Genomic DNA, 19,645 nt, shown 5'->3' on the forward strand with positions numbered 1-19,645 from the left:
AGCGACCTTGCGGCCACTCCCCCTTTCTAGATCGTCGAAGCGGACGGATCAGAAGCCGATGCGCACGCCGGCATAATAGCGACGGCCGAGCGGGTCGTAGGTGCCCGCATCGGTGTCCTGCCCCGCCGAGCTGCCGATGTCGGCGAGGTACGGCGGCTTGTTGTCGAGCAGGTTGTCGCCGCCAACGAAGAACTCGAAATTGTCGCGGGTGCGGAAGCGCAGCTGCGAATCGAGGTAGAATTGCGGACGGACGCGGTACAGCGGATTGCTGCCCGGACGTGCGCCAGTCAGCTGATCGTCAAGGCTCGCCTGGCTGAGCCAGGTGCCGGTGACGGTCAGGCCGACGCCGTCGAGATCATACGAGCTGTTGATCGTGAACTTGTCACGCGACGCGCCGATCTCGCCAGCGAAATAGTCGCGTGCCGACCCCTGCGTGGGGATGCTGTAGCCGCTGATCAGATGCGTATACGAACCGCGCAGGCCGAGCGTACCGTCCAGGCCCCAGTTGGCGAGGTTCTGACGCCAGGTCACCGTCGTGTCGATGCCCGACGTCTTCACGCCGCCGCTGTTGAGCGGGCTGGAATTGACCTCGTCAAGCGAGCCGGCGCTGTTCGGTCCGAGCGCCGCCGGGCGACGCACGATCAGATCGCAATAGCTCTGGATCGACGCCGAATAGCACTGGTTGAGGATGAACTGCAGCGGCGTCGTGACGATCGCATCCTTGATCCGGATGTTGAAGTAATCGACCGTGATAACGAGGTTGCGCAGCGCGTTCACCGAACGCGGGTTGATGACCACGCCCGCCGTGAAGCTGTCGCCCTTTTCTTCCTGCAGGTTCGGGTTGCCGCCGGCGAAGCTGGTGATGCCCTGAAGGTCAGCCTGGTTGTTGGTGAACGCGCCGTTGGCCGCGATGTTCGCCGCCACGCCCGCGGCCGCACGGCAGTTGGTCGCCACCGTACCGGTGGTCGTCGCCGTCACGCCCAGACAGGGGTCCTGCAGACCCGACGGGAAGTCCTGCTGCGCCGGCTGGTACAGTTCGTTGATGTTCGGCGCACGCACCGACCGCGCCTTGATGACGCGGAAGCGGATGTCCTCCACGGGCGCCCATTCACCGCCGTAATTGTAGCTGAAGGTGGTCCCGACGGTCGAGTAATCCGACACGCGCACCGCCCCGCGCAGCGACAGCGAATGGAAGAACGGCTTGTCCTGAACGATCGGCACGATCGCCTCGGCGAAGCCTTCCCACAGGTGGAAGCTGCCCGACGTGGACGGCAGCGCATTGTTACCGTTCAGGCCCTGCTGCGTGAGGATGTCGAACGTGTTGCTGCTGGTCTCGCGCCGATATTCGGTACCGATGTTGACGCCGATTGGGTCGGCGCCGAACAGCGAGAACAGCTTGCCGGTGACGTTGCCGCCGAACACGGTCTGCGTGATCTTGGCATCCAGCGTCGTCGGCACGGCAAGGTACGGCGCCGCCGCGGCGAGCGTGCCGATGCCGTAGATGTTGGCCGGGATGCAGCCCGCCGCACGCGCCGCGGGGTCGGCGCAGACGATCTGGCCGGTGGCGGGATCACGGTACGAATTCAGCGCCTGAAGGAAATTGGTGCTGTTGAACTGGCCGCTGCCGGTCTGATGCTCCTTGCTCTCACCGTAGATACCATAAAGCTCGTAGCTCCAGCGATTGCCCGCGAAGCTGCCGTTGAGGCCACCGGCGATCCGGTACAGGTCGCGATCTGCCGAGCTGGTACGCGGCCCGAAATCGGCGAGGCGACGATCGAAATAGATATCCTTCAGCCCGTCGCCGTCCGTGTCGGTCGCCGCATTGAAGATCGCGTCAGGCACGAACGGGTTGCGATAGGTCACGCCGCCGACGCGCGTCTGGATCGGCACCTGGCCGCCGCTCGCGATCGCGACCAGGTCGGAACTGAGCGGGAAGGGCTCGATGACGGTGTTGACCTTGGTCTTGGCGTAATTGCCCTCGACCCACAGGTTGGCCGCCGGTGAGACTTCGAAATTGGCACGGCCGGCAGCGGTGTAGCGCTCGACCGGCACCGCGAGATAACGGGAGTCGGACCGGTTGAAGCCACCACAGCTGACCCCGGTGCAATTGACCAGCGAGCCGGTATTGTAGCTGAAGGTCTGATCGCCGGCGTAGAAGCGGCCGCCTGGCGTGAAGCCGGACAGCAACACCTGCTGCTTGAACAGGTCCGCATCGTTGCCGTTCTGCGCACCCAGGCTGGTGGTGTCGATTGCGCTCGAACCCGCCTCGGTCGAACGGTTCCGCTTCAGCACGGTACCCTGCTTCGAATAGCCGCCGAACAGCATGATGTTGCCGCGGCCGTCGGCGAAATTCTTGCCGGCAAGCAGGCTGACCTGGCGATCGAAGCCGTCGCCGCGCTCGGAAATGCCGGTCTGGCCGTCGAGCTGCAGGCCCTCGTAATTCTTCTTGTAGATGATGTTGACGACGCCGGCGACCGCGTCCGAACCGTAGACGGCGGAGGCGCCGCCGGTCAGCACGTCGATGCGGTCGATGAACTGGGTCGGGATGACGTTGAGGTCGACCGCCTGGCTGCCCGGCTGGCCCGACACGAAGCGGCGGCCGTTGACCAGCACCAGCGTGCGGTCCTCACCGAGGTTGCGCAGGTTGACGGTGGCGGCGCCGGCGCCCTGGGTCGCGAAGGACGAATTGGTGCGGCTGATGCCCGGCGTACCAAAGGCCGGATTGAGCTGCAGCACTTCCTGGACGTTGATCGCGCCCTGCTGCTGGATCTGCTCGGCGCCGATCACCTGCAGCGGCGAGGCGCTGGCGGCGGCGGGCGAGGCGATGCGCGAACCGGTGACGACGATATCGCCGCCGGGGGTCGGCGCCTGGGTCGAGGTGGCGTCATCGCCGGCGGGGGTCACGCCGGTCGCGGCCGGGCTGGCGGCCTGATCGTTGGTGGTGTCGGCGGGGGTGGTCTGCGCCGGGGTGATCTGGTCGGTACCGGCCTGCTGCTGCGCGAGCGTGGGGGTGGCGAGCAGGCTCGCGCCGACGAGAAGTGAGGTCGCGAGCAACTGGCGACGATACGCTACGGTCATGTCCCTGGTCCTATGATTATGCGGCCGGCGGATTAGGACAGTTTATCTGTCCAGAGGACCGGCGCCCCTAGAGCGCTGGAAATGTCTAAGCTACTGAATTGGTTGTCGTCCCACTTTGATTTTTTCGCTCTGTTGCAGCCGTGCAACACTCCGAAATATGCGAAAAATAGCAATGTTGCTGTCGTAGCGCCGAAAGCACATCATTCTGCCGCGAAGGGCCGGCGTGCCGCATCAATGATGCGCTGACGCGGACCAGCGCAGGGCGGTTGAGATCGCCGCATGGCCGCGTAGACTCGCGGCATGAATCGACGCCAATTGATCGCCGCCGGTCTCGCCGCCACGGCCGCCCCGCTCCCCGCCGCCACCCCACGGGAGGATTGGCAGGCCCTGGCCGGCGAGGTGAAGGCCGCGATGCGCTTCGCCTTCGCCGCCTATCGTCGGATCGCCTGGGGGCAGGACGAGGTGAAGCCGGTGTCGGGCGGCGGCCAGTCGTTCCTGATCCCCGGCGCCAGCGTCGGCCTGTCGATCGTCGAGGCGCTCGATACGTTGTGGCTGATGGGACTGGACGCCGAGCTGGAAGATGCGGTGCGCTGGATCCACCAGCGGCTGACCTTCGACCTGGACGGCGACGCGCAGGTGTTCGAGGCGTCGATCCGACTGGTCGGCGGCCTGCTTTCCGGTCATCTCGCCACCGGCGATGCCAGATTGCTTGAACTGGCGCACGATCTGGCCAGCCGGATGATGCCCTGTTTCGACACGCCGACGGGCATGCCGATGCGCTACGTCAATCTGCGCACCGGCAAGACCCGTGACGGACAATCCTTCCCGGCAGAGATCGGCGGCGGCATGGCGCCCGAATATGTCACGCTGTCGCGGCTGACCGGCGAGCGACGGTTCGCCGACAAGGCGGTCGCCGCGATGCTGGCGCTGCATGCACGGCGATCGAAGATCGGGCTGGTCGGCGACACGATCGACGTCACCACCGGACAATGGGTCGGTCGCCGCGCCACGGTGGGGCCGCCGACCGACAGCTATCTCGAATATCTGTGGGACACGTGGCGGCTGACCGGCGACGTCCGCTGCCGCGACGCCTATCGTGTCGAAACGGCAGCGATCCTGGCGCGGATGGCGGACCGGACGACGGGCGACCTGTGGTTCGCCAACGTCGATTTCGAGACGGGGGCGAAGCTGAGCCTGCGGCAGAGCGAGCTGTCGGCCTATTACGGCGGCCTGTTGTCGGAGGGCGGCGACCATGACGCCGGGGTCGCGGCGATGACGGGGTGGATCGCGGCGCAGGACCGTTATGGCGTGCTGCCCGAGGCATTCGATCCGACCGACTGGCGCGTGCTGGCGCCGACCAACGCGCTGCGTCCCGAACTCGCCGACGGTGCCTTCACCTTGTGGCTGCACGACCGCGACGAACGCTGGCGGCATGTCGTCGCCAAGCATTTCCGGCTGATGATCGCCAAGAACAAGGCGCCGCACGGCTTTTCCGGCCTCAAGGACGTGCGCACCGGCGCGCAGGACGATGCCTGCCCGGGCTATTGGTGGTCGGAGCAGATGAAATATTACTGGCTGATCTTCAGCGAGACCAAGCGCTTCGACTACAAGGACAATTACCTGTCGACCGAGGGCAATGTGCTGAAGGGCCTGCGGCGGTGACGGGCGCGCGGCGCAGCGTGCTGTTCCTGCCCGCGTCCAATCCGCGGGCGATCGCCAAGCTCGACGGGCTGGCGTGCGACGCGGCGATCCTCGACCTCGAAGATGCGGTCGCGCCCGAGATGAAGGCGAGCGGGCGGGATGCCGCGGCGGCGGTGGCGCGGACGCGGCCGGTCGCAATCCGCATCAATGCGCTCGACACGCCCTGGGGCGCGGCCGACGCGGCGATGGTGGGCGAGGCGATGGCGGTGGTGCTGCCCAAGGTGGCTCGGGCCGACGATCTGCACGCCGCCCGCGCGGCGATCGGCGGCGACGGCCCGCCGCTCTGGGCGATGATCGAAACCTGCGGCGCGATCCTTCGCCTGGCCGAGATCGTCGCGGCCGCGGCGGCGACGCGCTGCGAGTTGCTGATCGCGGGCACCAACGATCTCGCCAAGGAGATGCGCTGCCGACCAGGGCCAGACCGGATGCCGCTGCTGCCGGCGCTGTCGCAGCTGGTGATCGCCGGCCGCGCCGCCGGGCTGACCGTGCTGGACGGCGTGTGCAACGCGATCGGCGACGCGGAGCGGCTGGCCGCCGAATGCGCGCAGGGGGCGATGCTCGGCTTCGACGGCAAGACCCTGATCCACCCCAGCCAGATCGATGCCGCCAATGCGGCGTTCGCGCCCGATGCGCAGCAAGTCGCCTGGGCGCGCCAGGTCGTGGCAGCCTTTGCGACGCCAGGGGCCGCCGACAAGGGCGCAATCCGGCTCGACGGCGCGATGGTCGAGCGGCTGCACCTGGCCGAGGCGGAGCGGATCCTGGCGTCGACCCGCTGATCCCCCGGCGGCGGGAAGGTCTAGGCGTCCAGCATCGCGGCGATGCGGTCGGCGATGACGTCCATCGCGAAGGGCTTGGTGACCAGCGCCATGTTGGGCGCGAGCGGGCCGTTGCCGATCACCGCATTTTCCGCATAGCCGGTGATGAACAGCACCTTCAGCTCCGGCCGCTGCTCCAGCACCGCATCGGCGAGCTGGCGACCGTTCATCTGCCCCGGCAGGCCGACGTCGGTGACCAGCAGGTCGACATGCGCCCCGGTCGCGAACAGCCGCATCGCCGCCGCCGCGTCGCCCGCCTCCAGCACGGTATGGCCCATTTCGTCGAGCACCTCGGTGACGAGCATGCGGATCGTCGGTTCATCGTCGACGACCATCACCGTCGCCTGCCCCTCGGACACCGTCACCGCTTCGCTGGTGTCGACCAAGATGTCGCCCTCGGCGTCGCCGTAATGGCGCGGCAGGTAGATGCACATCGTCGTGCCCTGCCCGACCTCCGAATAGATGCGGACCTGCCCGCCCGACTGGCGCGCGAAGCCGTAGATCATCGACAGGCCGAGGCCCGTGCCCTCGCCCATCGGCTTGGTGGTGTAGAAGGGATCGAAGGCGCGCGCCTGTACCTCCGGCGTCATGCCGGTGCCGGTGTCGGTGACGCAAAGCGACAGATATTGGCCAGGCTCGAGGTCGCGCTCGCGCGCGGTGCGCTGGTCGAGCCAGCGGTTGGCGGTCTCGATCGTGATGCGGCCACCGTCGGGCATCGCGTCGCGCGCATTGATGCACAGGTTGAGCAGCGCATTCTCAAGCTGGTTGGGATCGACCATCGCCGGCCATAGCCCGGCGGCACCGACCACCTCGACCTCGATCCCCGGACCGACGGTGCGCTGGATCAGATCGTGCAGGTCGCGCACCAGCCGGTTGATGTCGGTCGGCTTGGGATCGAGCGTCTGGCGTCGCGAAAAGGCGAGCAGGCGGTGGGTCAGCGCCGCCGCGCGCCGCGCCGCCCCCTGCGCCGCGGTGACATAGCGTTCGAGGTCGCCGATCCGCCCCTGGCGGATGCGCACCTGCATCATCTCCAGCGCGCCGGAGATGCCGGTCAGCATGTTGTTGAAATCATGGGCGAGGCCGCCGGTGAGCTGGCCGACCGCCTCCATCTTCTGCGCCTGCCGCAGATGCTCTTCCGCCGCCATCAGCTCGGCGGTGCGCGCCTCGACCTGCTCCTCGAGCGACACGGTCAGCGCGGCCAGCTCCTGTTCGGCGCGGCGGCGCTCGACCGCGTCGCGGGTCCGCTCGGCGACGTCGCGGACGAAGGCGACCTCTTCCGGCTGCCAGGCCCGCGGCACCGCGTGATTGAGGTAGAGCAAGGCGACGAAGCCGCCCTGTTCGGTCACCGGCATGTTGATGAAGGACAGCGCCGCCAGGCCCTTCAGCCCCTCTGCCGTGTCGCGGGTGCGCGGGTCGTCGTAGACGTTGCCGATGGCGACGGTGTCGCCGCGCTTCAGATCCTCGATATACGAGCCATAGTCGCGGAAATGGAGGATGCCGGGCAATGGCAGGATGCCCGGCGCGCACCAGGCGCGTTCGGTGACGATCGTCTCCGCCGCCCGGTCGATCGTGCCGTAGCCGACGCGGCTGACCTCGAACAGGCGGCCGAGGATTTCCGCCGCGGCGAAGGCGAGGTCGGCGGCATCGCCGGGCTCGCGCAGGCGATCGTTGAGTTCGAGCAGCGCGGCGAGCCGCATCTCCGCCCGCTTGCGCGCATCGATGTCGAAACTGATGCCCGGAAAGCGCTGCGGCCGGCCCGCCTCATCGACGATGCAGCGCCCCTTGGCCATCACCCACAGGCTGCGCCCGTCGGGCTGGAGCAGGCGGTATTCGCTGGTGAAATCGCCACCGGTCGCCATGGTCTGCGCCACCTCCGCCTGGACGCGGGGCGCATCGTCAGGGTGGATGCCGGCGAAGAATCCGCTGATCGCGACCCCGCGCTCCGCCTCCTGCGCATCGACGCCGTAGAGCGCCGCGAAGCCGGGGTCGGCCGTGACGCGATCGTTGGGAATGTCCCAGTCCCAGCTGCCGACGCTGCTCTGCACTTCGTCTGTCACGTTCGGGTCCGGCATAGGTGGTCATGGTCGAAAGTGGGAGGGGATGGGGCGGCGGAACGTCCGGGCACAGGAGTCGATCCGTTCGGGCCGGTCGGGTCCTTCATGGCCGGCGCACGGCGTCGATGTCGTCGCGGCTCCAGCCGCCGCCCATCGCCTGATAGAGGGAGACATAGGCGTTGAGCCGGTCGGCACGCGCCTGCACCAGCGACAGCTGCGCGGTCAGCAGGCCCCGCTGCGCATCGAGCTGCTCGATATAGCTGCTGTAGCCGGCGCGGTAGCGGTTGCGCGCATTGTTGAGCGCGGCGGCGAGCGCGTCGACCTGGCGGCCGAGCGCGACCGCCTGCTCGCCCGAGCGGCGCACCCCGGCGAGCGCGTCGTCGACCTCGCGGAACGCGCCGAGCGCGGTGCGGCGATAGGTAAAGGCGGCCTGGTCGCGGCGGGCGGTGGCGACGTCGCTTTGCGCGCGCAACCGGCCGCCGTCGAAGATCGGCGACAGGATGCTGGCGCCGATGGTGAACACGCCGATTGGGTTGGCGAGCGCGGTCGACAGCGTCACGCCGGCGCTGCCGGTCAGCGCGAGATTGGGCAGCATTGCCGCGCGCGCGCTGTCGAGCGTGCGGTCGGCGGCGACCAAGGTCTGCTCCGCCTGGAACAGGTCGGGACGGCGGCGCAACAGGTCGGATGGCAGGCCGTCGGGGATCGGCGGCGGCGCCAGCCGGTCGAGCGGCAGGCCGCGCGGGATCGCCGCCGGCGCTGCGCCGAGCAGCAGGCTGAGCGCATTCTCCTGCCGCGTCACGGCGAGTTCGGCGGCGGGGATCAATTGTTCGGTGGCGCGATATTCCGCCTCCGCCTGATGCAGCTCGAGGTTGGAGGTATAGCCGGTCTCGGCGCGACGACGGGCGATGCGCAGCCCTTCGGCGCGGGCGGCGAGCGTCTGGCGCGCCACCGCGAGCCGCTGGTCGAGGCTGCGCAGGGTGATGTAGCCGGTGGCGACGCCGCTCGCGACGGCGAGGCGGACGGTGTCGCGGGCACCTTCACTGGCCAGTTCCTGCGCCCGCGCGGCGCGGCTCGCCTGGCGGAGGCGGCCGAACAGGTCGAGGTCGTAGCTGGCGGCGACGGCGGGCGCGGCGCCGATCGCGTCGCTGGGGGTGCCGAGCGGGCTGACCGTCTGGCCGCTGGTCGACGGCACCTGCCCGCCGAGTTGCGGCGATTGCTGGGCGCGGGCGAGACGGAAGGCGGCGCGCGCCTCCTCGACCCGCGCGGCGGCGGTGGCGATGTCGACGTTGTTGGCGAGCGTGCGGTCGACGAGATCGGTCAGCACCGGATCGCCGAAGGCGTTCCACCAGTCCGCGCGGATCGGCGTGGCCGGACCAAGCGCGGTGCGCCAGCCGGGCGGCGGCACGATCGCGCTGGCGGCGGGCGGTGCGGGGCGCGGGCCGATGCACGCGGCGAGGCTGGTGCTCGCGGCAAGCACAGTGACGATGCGCGCGAAGACGCGAAGACGCGAAAGGTGAATGCCTCCCCTCCCCTTCAGGGGAGGGGACGGGGGTGGGGCGCTGCCGCAGACGCCTTCCCTGGGGCAATGCCCCACCCCAACCCCTCCCCTGAAGGGGAGGGGCTCGGCGCGGCTGTGTGCGACGTCGGGGATTGCCGCCAACGGTGTGACGTCGCATCCAAGCCGTATCGCCTCCTGCATCAGCGCACCGCCGGGCCGGAGGAGGTGTCGACCCGTGCCTGCACCGACATGCCCGGGCGCAGGCGCTGCGCCAGCGACTGGCCCGGATCGATGCGGATGCGCACCGCGATACGCTGCGGCACCTTGGTGAAATTGCCGGTCGCATTGTCCGCCTTGAGCACCGCGAATTCGGAGCCGGCGGCGGGCGAAATGCGCTCGACCCGGCCGGTCAGCCGCGCATTGGCGAGGCCGTCGACGGTGAAGCTCGCCGGCTGGCCGACCATCATGCGGGCGGTCTGCGCCTCCTTGAAGTTGGCGATCACCCAGGTTTCCGGCGGCACCAGGAACATCAACTGCGACCCCGCGGTGACATACTGGCCGACGCGCACGCCGACCTCCGACAGCCGCCCCGCCTCCGGCGCGCGGATCACGGTGTTGGCGAGGTCGATCTGCGCCAGCCGCTGCGCCGCCTCCGCGCCGGAGACGCCGGCACGCTGGCCGCCGCGACCGACCTGCACGGTACGGATGTCCTGGCGGGCGATCTCGCGCGCCGCGGTCGCCTGCTGCACCGCTGCCTGGGCCTGGCGCAACGCGGCGAGCGTCTGGTCGCGTTCGCGCAAGCTGACCGATCCGTCCTTCACCAGATCGTTGACGCGCGCCATGTCGGCCTCCGCCCGCATCAGCTGCGCCTGCGCATTGGCGACCGCGGCATTCTGCGCGGCGAGGCTCGCCTCGCGGCTGCGCTCCGATTGCTGCGCATTGGCGAGCGTCGCCGCCTGGGCGGACACCTGTGCCGCCGCCTGGTCGACGCGCTGGCGATAGATGCGGTCGTCGATGCGCACCAACGGCTGGCCGGCCTGGACCTGCTCGAAGTCGCGGACCAGCACCTGCGTCACATAGCCCCACACCTGCGGTGCGATCACCGTGGTGCGGCCGCGGACATAGGCATTGTCGGTCGATTCATAGGCGGTGGCGAAGGGTGGCAGCCGCCAGGCGGCGAGCACCGCGAGCACGCCGGCGATGGCGATCACCGTCAGCACGATCACCGCCGTCCGGCTCGGCGGCGCCGGCGTCCAGCCCGAGCTGGCGGGAGCGGCGGCCCCCGTTTGCGCCTCCGCCTGCGCTTCTTCGGTGGCGGGGGCGGAGTCGACGGGATTGGTGGCGGCGGGGCTGCGGGTGTCGGTCATGCGGGAGCTCCTGCCAGCGCAGCGCGGCGGGCACGATAGGCGCGGCGGATCAAGAGGAAGAGGAGGTAGAGGAAGGTCGCGGCGGCGAGGATCGCGACGAGGCGGAAGGTGTCGTCATAGGCGAGCACGTTCGCCTCGCGCGTCGCGGTTTGCGACAGCAGCGCGCCGCCCTCCGCACTGCGCAGCGCCGGGTCGCCGACGACCCGCGCCACCGCCGATCCGCCTGCCTGCAGCCGCTGCGTGACGATCGGGTCGGTCGGGTCGATGCCCTGGACGATGCCGGCGCTGTTCGCCTTCTCGCGGACGATCTGATAGGTGCCGAGCAGCGCCGATCCGGCAAGGCCGCCGATGCCGTTGACGATGCCGAACACCGCGATGAAGCTGATCACGTGGCCGGCGCCCTGCTGCAGCGCGCGCAGCATGCCGAACAGCAGCGCCGGCCCCAGGAAATAGGTGCCGGCGAAGGCGATCAGCGCCTGCGTCACGTACATCTGCGGCGCGCGGGTCAGGCTGGTCGAATAGCTGTCGAGCCAGGCGGCGACCGCGACCAGCCCGACTGCCAGCATGATCGGATGCGCCGATCGCTCGGTGTCCAGCGTCAGCGCGCTCAAGCCGACGCCGGCGGCGGAGGCGAAGAAGATGATCAGGAAGAAGGTGCCGAGCTGGTCGTTGTTCTGGCCGAGCACGGTGAGCAGGCCGACGGAGGCGAAGGTCTGCTCGGACAGGACGATCCGCGCCATGATCGTCACCACCGCGAAGCGAATGATGTCGCCGCTGCCCAGCCAACGCGTGTTGAGCAGTGGATTGGCGCGGTGATGCTCGACGATCAGCGCGGCGGCGAGCATCGGTATGGCGACGATCAGTGCCCAGCCGATCCAGGCGGCGTTGGTCCACCAGACGTAGCGGCCGAGCCCGAGCACCGCGGCGATCAGCGCGAGCGCGCCGCCGAACAGGACGAAGGTGACGAAGTCCAGTTTCTCGAACGCCTTGGACCGGGTGGTCGGCGGCAGGCGGAGCAGGGCGACGGCGGCGAAACTGAGCAACGACAGGCCGAGCTCGAACAGGTAGAGCGTCCGCCATTGCGACATGGCGAGCAATTCGGGCGAGAACAGCCGGGCGAGCGGCGTCGCGCATTGCGGCACGCCGATGCCGAGCACGATCGCCTTCAGCCGCCATTTCAGCGGCAGCGCCTGCATCATGTAATAGAGGCACAGGCTGGACAAGGGCGCGCCGGCCATGCCGCTGACCGCCCGCACCAGCACCGCGGTCTGGAATTCGCGGACGAACAGATGGCCGAGCGTCACCAGGCAGTAGAGGCCGAGGAAGATCAGCGCGAAGGGCCGCAGCCCGAACTGCGCGCGGAACTTGATCAGCAGCAGATTGATGCTGACGTTGGTCATCACGTAGACGGTCGGCAGCCAGGCGATCTGCGCCGGATCGAGGCCGAGCGCCCCCTGCAGCGTCTGGGTGTTGGCGGAGATCAGCGCATTGCCGAAACCGCCGGTCATGCCGAGCAGCACCGCGATCACGCCATAGGCGATGCGCGTGCGCGTCGCATGCTCCACCGAGCCGGGCGAGCCGGGCAGCGCCGGCCGCTCGTGCGGCAGGAACTCCCAATGTTCCTCGGTCAGGAAGCGGCGCAACCGGCTCAGCATGGGGACGCTATACGCGCCAAACGTCCTGCCCGTTCAAGCACCTATTATGCTGCGGTAGAGGGCGATGTAGCGATCGGCCATGCGCTCGACGGTGAAGCGCGCGGCCACCGCCGCGCGGCATGCGGCGCGGTCGATCTCGCCCAGCCGGCCCACCGCTGCGATCGCCGCATCGACGCTGTCGACCAGGAAGCCGGTGACGCCGTGCTCGATCAATTCGGGCATCGAGCCGCGGTTGATCGCGATCACCGGCGTGCCGCAGGCCATCGCCTCGATCACCGACAGGCCGAACGGCTCGTCGAAGTTGATCAGGTGGAGCAGGGCCGCCGCGCCGCCCAGCGCGCGCGTCCGCTCGGCACCGCCGACCGCGCCGGGATGGCGGATGCGCGTGCCGTCGAGATGCGGCGCGACGGCGCGGTCGTAATAGCCCTGGTCCTGGACGATGCCGTACATGGCGAGATTGCGGCCGGTCGCCTGCGCGACGCGGATCGCCTCGGCGGCGCCCTTGTCGGGGTGCATCCGGCCGAAGAACAGCAGGTCGTCGCTGCCGTTCGCGTCGAAGGGGAAATCGTCTAGGACGATGCCGTGGTGGATCGTCGCGGCATAATGGAGCTGGGGCGAACGGTCGGCGTCGCTGATCGCGACATAATGGACGCGATCCTCGTACGGCTTGTACATCGGCAGGATGCGATCCGACGAAAAGCCGTGGATCGTCGTCACCATCGGCGTGGCGACGAGGTTGGCGAAGGCGTGGGCGGGGAAATCCGCCTGGTTGTGGATCAGGTCGAAGTCGCCGGCGCGTTCGAAGACATGGGCGAGGTGGCGATATTCCCATACCTTCGCGTCGATCGACGGGTCTTCCGAATAGGGCGCCGGGACGACACCGGCGAGCGTACCGGCGGTCAGGCTGTCCTGCGTCGCGAACAACGTGACGTCGACCCCGCGCGCGACCAGCGCCTCGGTCAGCAGGCTGGTGACGAGTTCCCACGGGCCATAGTGGCGCGGCGGCGTGCGCCAGGAAATCGGGGCGAGCATCGCGATCTTCATGGGGTGGCTTGGGTCCTCGTCATTGGCGCCCCGCCTCCTCCGTCATCCCCGCGCCGGCGGGGATCCAGACGCGCGGGTCCGGGATAGGGGCGGGAGGGCAGCGTCTCTGATCCCCGCCTGCGCGGGGATGACGAATATAGATGGTCATGGACGGGTCAGCACGACGACGCCCTCGTCGCCGCGCAGCGTGCCCGGCTGGGGCTCTCCACCGAGCGTGCTCGCCAGCACCTCACCCTCCGGGATGACGAACGGCTGCGGCTCCGCACTCAGGTTCAGCGCCACGACGATCCGCTCGTCGCCCTGCCAGCGTTCGTAGGCGAGCACGTCGCCCTCCGCCTCCAGCAACCGGAAGTCGCCCGTCGCCAAGGCCGCATGCTTGCGCCTGAGGTGCAGCAGCCGCTTGTACAGCACGAGCATCGACGCGTCGTCCTCCCCTTGCGCAGCCACGTTGCGCGTCCGCCAGTCCGGCCCGAGCGGCAGCCACGGCGCACCGGTGGTGAAACCGGCGTTTTCGCTATCGTTCCACGGCATCGGCGTACGCACCGGATCGCGACCGAGGCCGAGGCCGGGCTCGCGCAATTCGCGCGGGTCCTGCACCAGATCCGCGGGGATCGCCACATCGGCCAGCCCGATCTCGTCCCCATAATAGATCGTCGGCGTGCCGCGCAGCGTCAGCAGCAGCATCGCGGCGCCCCGCGCCTGCGCCTCGCCGACACGCGTCGCGATGCGCGGCCGGTCGTGATTGCCGAGCACCCAGTTCGGCCAGCCGCCCGGTGGCAGCGCCGCCTCATAGTCGCCGATCAGCCGCGCGAGCCGGCGCGCCTGCCAGGGCGCATCGATCAGCTGGAAGTTGAAGGGAAGATGCACCTCCGGCGCGTCGAGGCCATAATAATGCATCAGCCGTTCGACCGGCAGGTAGATTTCGCCGATCAGCACCCGGTCGCCCGGGTAGGAATCGGCGATGGCGCGCATCTCCGCAGCGATCCCGTGCACCTCCGGCTGGTCGGTTGAATGGAGCTGGTGGACGGCGTGCATCTCGCCCATCTCCGGCCGATACTCCGGGTTGGCCGGGTTGTCGGGAAAGTCGGCGTGCTTGACCATGTGCCACAGCACGTCGATGCGGAAGCCGTCGACGCCGCGATCGAACCAGAAGCGCAGCACGTCCATCATCGCGCGCCTGAGATCGGGATTGCGCCAGTTGAGGTCCGGCTGTTCCTTCAGAAAGGCGTGGTAATAATATTGGCCGGTGGCCTCGTCCCACGCCCAGGCCGATCCGCCGAAATCGCTGATCCAGTTGTTTGGCGGCCCGCCGTCCGGCGCGGGGTCGCGCCAGATGTACCAGTCGCGCTTCGGATTGTCGCGCGACGACCGGCTCTCGCGGAACCAGGGATGTTCGCTCGACGAATGGTTGGGGACGAAGTCGAGCAGCAGTTTGAGGCCCCGCTCGTGCGCGGCGGCGAGCAGCGCGTCGAAATCGGCGAGCGTGCCGAAGCGCGGATCGATGCCGCAATAATCGGCGACGTCATAGCCGAAGTCGGCCATCGGCGAGGGGAAGATCGGCGAGATCCACACGGCGTCGACGCCGAGTGCGACGAGATGGTCGAGCCGCGCGGCAATGCCGTTGAGGTCGCCGATGCCGTCGCCGTCGCTATCCTGGAACGAGCGCGGATAGACCTGATAGATCGCGCCCGATTGCCACCACGTCATCGTCCGACACCCCCGATTGGCGCTTCGAACGGTATGGGAGCGTAACGGTTCCGCCGTGGTGACCGGCTCAGGCGAAGCGCGCCCTGGCGATGCGCGTCATTCGGCAGGCGAGATCCGCCTCGCCGCTGGCGACCAGATAGTCGTCGCCGTCCTCGACGAGCCCCGTCGAGAAGACGACCGGCGTCGGCAGGTACATTTGGTGCGCGATCGGCGCGGTCAGCATCGGGTCGGCCTCGATCAGCGGCGTCTCGTCCTCGATGCGCAGGATGCGGCTGGGATCGTCGCGGTCGAGCAGCGCCCAGAAGCTGCGGTAGATGCCGACCGTCTCCTGCGCCTCGACACCGTGATAGATCATCATCCACCCGTCCGGCGTCAGCACCGGCTGCGTCCCGCCGCCGATCTTCATCGCCGAGGTCGAGCCCTTGCGCGCGCGCAGGCCGGGCGCGTCGAGCGGCTTCCAGTGCAGGGCGTCGGGGCTCTGGGCGAAGTTGATCGACGGCCCGCCGACCCATTCGCTGCTTGGTGGATAGGCGAAATAGACCTCGCCGAGCGGGCGGGTCAGCGCCAGGAACTTGTCGCGCACCTTGCCCTCGAACAGGATCATGTCCTTGTTCTGGTGGTCGAGAACGATGCCGTCGAGCCGATAGTGCAGGCCGTCGGTCGACGTGTGGAGCGTGGTGCAATGGCGCTCGGCGCCGACCGAACAGGTCGTCATGTACCACATGTCGCCGACGCGCGTGATGCGCGCATCCTCGACGCCATAGCATTGGTAGGAGGCGGTGGGCTCGATCGCCTGGTCGTAATGGATGGCGACGATCCGCTGGCCGGTCGGGTCGAGCTCGACCGGCAGCAGCCACGACAGCGAGGTCAGGCCGAGGATGCGATGCTTGTGCGCGCGGATCGCGAATTGGCGCGGGTCGGTCATGTCGACCTGGTCGAGCGGCCAGGGATCGAGCACATAGCCGTGAGGCGTCCAGCGGATCGCCCGGACGTGATCGTCGCGCACCGGCTCCGACAGCGCCTCGGCGACGCGGACCATCAGCAGCAGATTGCCGCTCGGCAGCCGGGTGAAGCCCGGATTGAACGCGCCGAGCACGAAGGTCGGCTCGGCGATGCCACGGCGCAGCGGCGAGCGGCGGAGGTCGACCTGGTCGGGGGTGAAGATCAGCGTGTCGGCATGGATCATGCGGCGTGAATGGCGGGCGGCCCGATGGGTTCCGCGCAGCCAGTCCTCCCTGGCACGGGGAGGGGGACCGCCGCAGGCGGTGGAGGGGGCTCGCCACCAGCGCTGTGCTGCGAGGCAGCCCCCCCTCCACCAGCTTCGCTGGTCCCCTCCCCGCGCAGTGGGATTTAGAACGCCGCGCTGACCGAGAATACCACCTGCGCGCCCGCGATTGGGCCGCCGTCCTTGGTCGAGGAAAAGTTCGGCAGCAGATAGGCCGATTCGCGCTGGCGGATGTCGGTGTCGACATAGGCGACGCCCAGCGTCAGCGGCGTGCCCTTCACCGCCAGATCGGCGCCGAGCATCCAGTCCCAATATTTCCCCGTCGGCGCCACCGAGGTACCGTTGGGGCCGAGGCCGGGGTTGCCGTCCGAATAGCCGATATGCGCCTTGGCGGTCAGCGGCGTGGTCGGCACCGCCGCGGCGAAATCGCCCCAGAGATAGAGGTTGTCCTGCTTGTCGCCCGGCTTGGTATAGACGCCCGATTGCGCCGCCGCGCCGGTCGCGTACCAATTGCCCAGCGCCTCCTGCTTGGGCGCATAGGCGACGCCGGCGAGCAGGCTGGCGGGCCCGATCGTGCCCGACAGCTTCACATAGGGTTCGGCGAAGTCGGTCTTCGACGCGCCGCCGGGATACATATACCAGGTCAGGCCGACGTCGAGCGTGCCGCCGCCACCGACCGGCATCTTGTAGCCGCCGATCAGGTCGAGTTCCATATTGGCGCCACCGAACGTGCCCCAACCGGCGAGGTTCGATGCCCAGGTGCCGACGTAGAGGCCGCTTTCATGCGCTACGGTCAGGCCGCCCTGGATCGCCATCTCTTCGTCCGACTGCGACACGCCGCGGAAGCGGTAATCGGACACGAGCGCAACACTGCCGGTGACGGTGATGGGCTTGGGCGGCGCGGTCTCCTGCGCGGCGGCAGGAACGGCGAACAGCGCGGCGCCGGCCGCGGCGAGAATCGGAAGAACTTTCATGGGACCCCTTTCACACGAACGACGGTGAGGTCCCTCCTGCGCCCGGACCCGCCGGCACACTCGTCTCGGAGGAGGATGAGACGGCGCGCCGGTCGTGCCCGGGCACGGTCCTCGCTAAGGCAGCAACGCTGCCCGCGGGTTGCTTGAACGTGACGAAATGTTGCTCGTCGTCACGTTTGGTCCGAATGGTGCGGGTTCCGTCACCCCCGGTCCACGGGGATGACGGATACGGATAGGCGAGGATCAGTGCGCCAGCGCCGCCACCTTGCCGCGGGCGCCGAACAGTTCCACCGCATCGCCGGCGGCGCGGCGGCGCTGGAACCAATCCTTGATTAGCTCGGCACAAGTATGGTCGACGGTGTTGAGATCGCTGACGTCGAGCCGCACCGGCCCCTTGGGCGCACGGTCGAGCGTGTCGGACAGCTTGGGCAGCGAGACGAAGGTCGCCGCGCCGGCCAGGCCGATCGCATGCGCGCCCGCCGCTTCGCCTTCCGACACCTTGAGCTTGAGCCGCAGCAGGTTGGGGACGAGTTCGAGCAGCGACAGGCCGATGCCGACCAGCACGCCGGTGAGCAGGTCCGCGCCGACCACCGTGACCAGCGTCGCCGCCCAGATCAGCGCGGGCAGCGGGCCGTAATGCGTGAACAGATGGCGGGCGTGGCTGATGCTGACCAGGCGGAAACCGGTGACGACCAGGATCGCGCCCAATGCCGCCATCGGGATCTCGCGCAGCACGAACGGCAGCAGTGCGACGAAGCCGAGGATCCAGACGCCGTGCATCATCGTCGAGGCCCGCGTCTTCGCGCCCGCCTGGACGTTGGCGGACGAGCGGACGATGACGCCGGTCATCGGCAGCGCGCCGGCCAGACCGCACAGCATGTTGCCGATGCCCTGCGCGCGCAGTTCCTTGTTGTAGTTGGTGCGCACGCCGTCGTGCATCCGGTCGACCGCCGCCGCCGACAGCAACGTCTCGGCGCTGGCGATGAAGGCGATGGCGAGCGCGGCGGCGAGGATCGACGGGTCCATGAACCGCGCGACCAGATCGTTGCCGGGCAGCGTCACCGCCGCGGTGATCGATTCGGGCACGTTGACGCGGGCGACGTCGAGCCTGAACGCCATGGCGGTGAAGGTGCCGGCGAGCACCCCGACCAGCGCACCAGGCACCAGCTTGAGCGACGCCGGGCGCAGCTTTTCCCAGCCGATCATGCAGGCGATGGTGAGCAGGCCGATGCCGAAGGCGAGTTCGGTCGCCTGGATGTTGACGGGCGACAGGCCGAACAGGCGGCCGGGCATCGCGGCAAGGTTCTTGAGGCCGCTGGGCAGCGGCTTGGCGTCGAACAGCACGTGGAACTGGCCGACGACGATCAATACGCCGATGCCGGCGAGCATGCCGTGCACCACCGCCGGGCTGATTGCGCGGAACCAGCCGCCGAGCCGCGCGACGCCGGCGATGACCTGGATCAGGCCGGCGACGATCAGGATCGGGCCGAGCGCGGAGATGCCGTGATCGCGCACCAATTCGAACACCACCACCGCCAGGCCGGCGGCGGGGCCGCTGACCTGCAGCGGCGAACCCGCCAACGCGCCGACGACGATGCCGCCGATGATGCCGGTGATCAGCCCCTTCTCCGGCGGCACGCCGGAGGCGACAGCGATGCCCATGCACAGCGGCATCGCCACCAGGAAGACGACGATCGAGGCGGTGAAGTCACGCGTCAGCACCGCCGTGGAGGGTAGCCTGAGGGCTGGCATCACTCGGCCGCCTGGGCGAATTCGACGTCGCTGGCGCGACGCTCGGCGGCGGGCAGCGCGACCGGGAACGCCTGATGTTCGCGGATCACGACGAACTTGCCGGTGTTGCCGTCCAGACCCAGCACATTGCCTTCGTGGATGTCGACGAACCAGCCGTGCAGCGAGATCTCGCCGCGGGCGATGCCGGCGGCCACCGACGGATGGGTGCGCAGATTGGCGATCTGGGCGACGACATTCTCCAGGCTGAGCGCGCGGACGCGCTCGCCATTGGTCAGTTCCGGATAGCTGCGGTCGACGACCTGGCGCGCGGCGGCACCGTGGCGCAGCCACTGCGCGACATTGGGTACGGAGGCGAGGTCGGCGGGATCGCCCGACAGGCCCTTCATGGCGCCGCAGTCGGAATGGCCGCAGACGATGATGTCGCGCACGCCGAGCACCGAGATCGCATATTCGACCGTCGCGGTGGTGCCGCCGGCCGGCTGGGCGAAGGGTGGCACGATGTTGCCGGCGTTGCGGCAGACGAACAGGTCGCCCGGCTGCGCCTGCATGATGTGTTCCGGCACGATGCGCGAATCGGAACAGGAGATGATCAGCGCCTTGGGGCTCTGCCCGTGGCGGGCGAGCGTCGAATAGAGCGCGTGCTGATCCTGGAACACCTTCTTCTCGAAGGCGAGGACGCGGCCGATCACTTCGTTGTTCATGGGTTTCTCTCCTCCTCGACGAGGGGCCGCGCCGCTGCGCCGCCCCAACGGAGGAGTCATACCGCCCGCATTTT

At 68.8% G+C, this 19,645-nt stretch carries 13 protein-coding genes and 1 pseudogene; 2 read left to right on the forward strand and 12 right to left on the reverse strand.

Annotated elements, in window-relative coordinates; genetic code table 11:
• Positions 1-48: 48 nt before the first annotated feature.
• A complete protein-coding gene (locus ACU5AX_RS09495) occupies positions 49-3,078 on the reverse strand; it encodes a TonB-dependent receptor domain-containing protein (RefSeq protein ID WP_446690679.1) in 3,030 nt (1,009 codons plus the stop codon).
• A gap of 300 nt (positions 3,079-3,378) precedes the next feature.
• Between ACU5AX_RS09495 and ACU5AX_RS09500 the strand changes: the two genes are divergently transcribed.
• Together ACU5AX_RS09500 and ACU5AX_RS09505 are read left to right on the forward strand one after the other, a co-directional pair.
• Positions 3,379-4,740, forward strand: a complete 1,362-nt coding sequence (locus tag ACU5AX_RS09500; protein WP_446690680.1) for a glycoside hydrolase family 47 protein — start codon at positions 3,379-3,381, stop codon at positions 4,738-4,740.
• Entirely contained in the window at positions 4,737-5,555 is an 819-nt protein-coding gene (locus ACU5AX_RS09505; protein ID WP_446690681.1) for an HpcH/HpaI aldolase/citrate lyase family protein, read from the forward strand. Before ACU5AX_RS09500 ends, ACU5AX_RS09505 begins: the two co-directional genes overlap by 4 nt.
• Positions 5,556-5,575: 20 nt before the next feature.
• Here ACU5AX_RS09505 and ACU5AX_RS09510 read toward each other — a convergent pair whose 3' ends face one another.
• From ACU5AX_RS09510 to ACU5AX_RS09560, 11 genes and pseudogenes are all read right to left on the reverse strand, one after another.
• Positions 5,576-7,291 carry an ATP-binding protein gene (locus ACU5AX_RS09510; RefSeq protein WP_446690944.1) on the reverse strand — a complete coding sequence of 572 codons (1,716 nt, stop codon included), beginning with the start codon at positions 7,289-7,291 and terminating at the stop codon, positions 5,576-5,578.
• Positions 7,292-7,336: 45 nt separating this feature from the next.
• Positions 7,337-7,666, reverse strand: a pseudogene (locus ACU5AX_RS09515) (PAS domain-containing protein); the annotation flags it as partial.
• 85 nt (positions 7,667-7,751) lie between these two features.
• Positions 7,752-9,134 (reverse strand): efflux transporter outer membrane subunit, encoded by a 1,383-nt coding sequence (locus tag ACU5AX_RS09520; RefSeq protein ID WP_446690945.1) that lies wholly within the window; start codon positions 9,132-9,134, stop codon positions 7,752-7,754.
• Positions 9,135-9,346: 212 nt separating this feature from the next.
• Complete coding sequence (locus tag ACU5AX_RS09525; RefSeq protein WP_446690682.1) at positions 9,347-10,513, reverse strand: HlyD family secretion protein; 1,167 nt, start codon at positions 10,511-10,513, stop codon at positions 9,347-9,349.
• Positions 10,510-12,168: an MFS transporter gene (locus ACU5AX_RS09530; protein WP_446690683.1), complete on the reverse strand. Its 1,659-nt coding sequence runs from the start codon at positions 12,166-12,168 to the stop codon at positions 10,510-10,512. The genes ACU5AX_RS09525 and ACU5AX_RS09530 overlap by 4 nt, the downstream gene beginning before the upstream one ends.
• 33 nt (positions 12,169-12,201) lie before the next feature.
• A complete protein-coding gene (locus tag ACU5AX_RS09535) occupies positions 12,202-13,212 on the reverse strand; it encodes a glycosyltransferase family 4 protein (protein ID WP_446690684.1) in 1,011 nt (336 codons plus the stop codon).
• A 144-nt stretch (positions 13,213-13,356) separates the two neighbouring features.
• Positions 13,357-14,919 (reverse strand): alpha-amylase family glycosyl hydrolase, encoded by a 1,563-nt coding sequence (locus tag ACU5AX_RS09540; protein WP_446690685.1) that lies wholly within the window; start codon positions 14,917-14,919, stop codon positions 13,357-13,359.
• Positions 14,920-14,986: 67 nt separating this feature from the next.
• Positions 14,987-16,105 carry a glycoside hydrolase family 130 protein gene (locus ACU5AX_RS09545; protein ID WP_446690686.1) on the reverse strand — a complete coding sequence of 373 codons (1,119 nt, stop codon included), beginning with the start codon at positions 16,103-16,105 and terminating at the stop codon, positions 14,987-14,989.
• Positions 16,106-16,269: 164 nt separating this feature from the next.
• Positions 16,270-17,118 (reverse strand): TorF family putative porin, encoded by an 849-nt coding sequence (locus tag ACU5AX_RS09550; protein WP_446690687.1) that lies wholly within the window; start codon positions 17,116-17,118, stop codon positions 16,270-16,272.
• A 243-nt stretch (positions 17,119-17,361) separates the two neighbouring features.
• Entirely contained in the window at positions 17,362-18,870 is a 1,509-nt protein-coding gene (locus tag ACU5AX_RS09555; protein ID WP_446690688.1) for a SulP family inorganic anion transporter, read from the reverse strand.
• Positions 18,870-19,571: a carbonic anhydrase gene (locus ACU5AX_RS09560; protein ID WP_446690689.1), complete on the reverse strand. Its 702-nt coding sequence runs from the start codon at positions 19,569-19,571 to the stop codon at positions 18,870-18,872. Before ACU5AX_RS09560 ends, ACU5AX_RS09555 begins: the two co-directional genes overlap by 1 nt.
• Positions 19,572-19,645 lie beyond the last annotated feature (74 nt).

It is taken from the genome of Sphingomonas benefaciens (assembly GCF_052907485.1).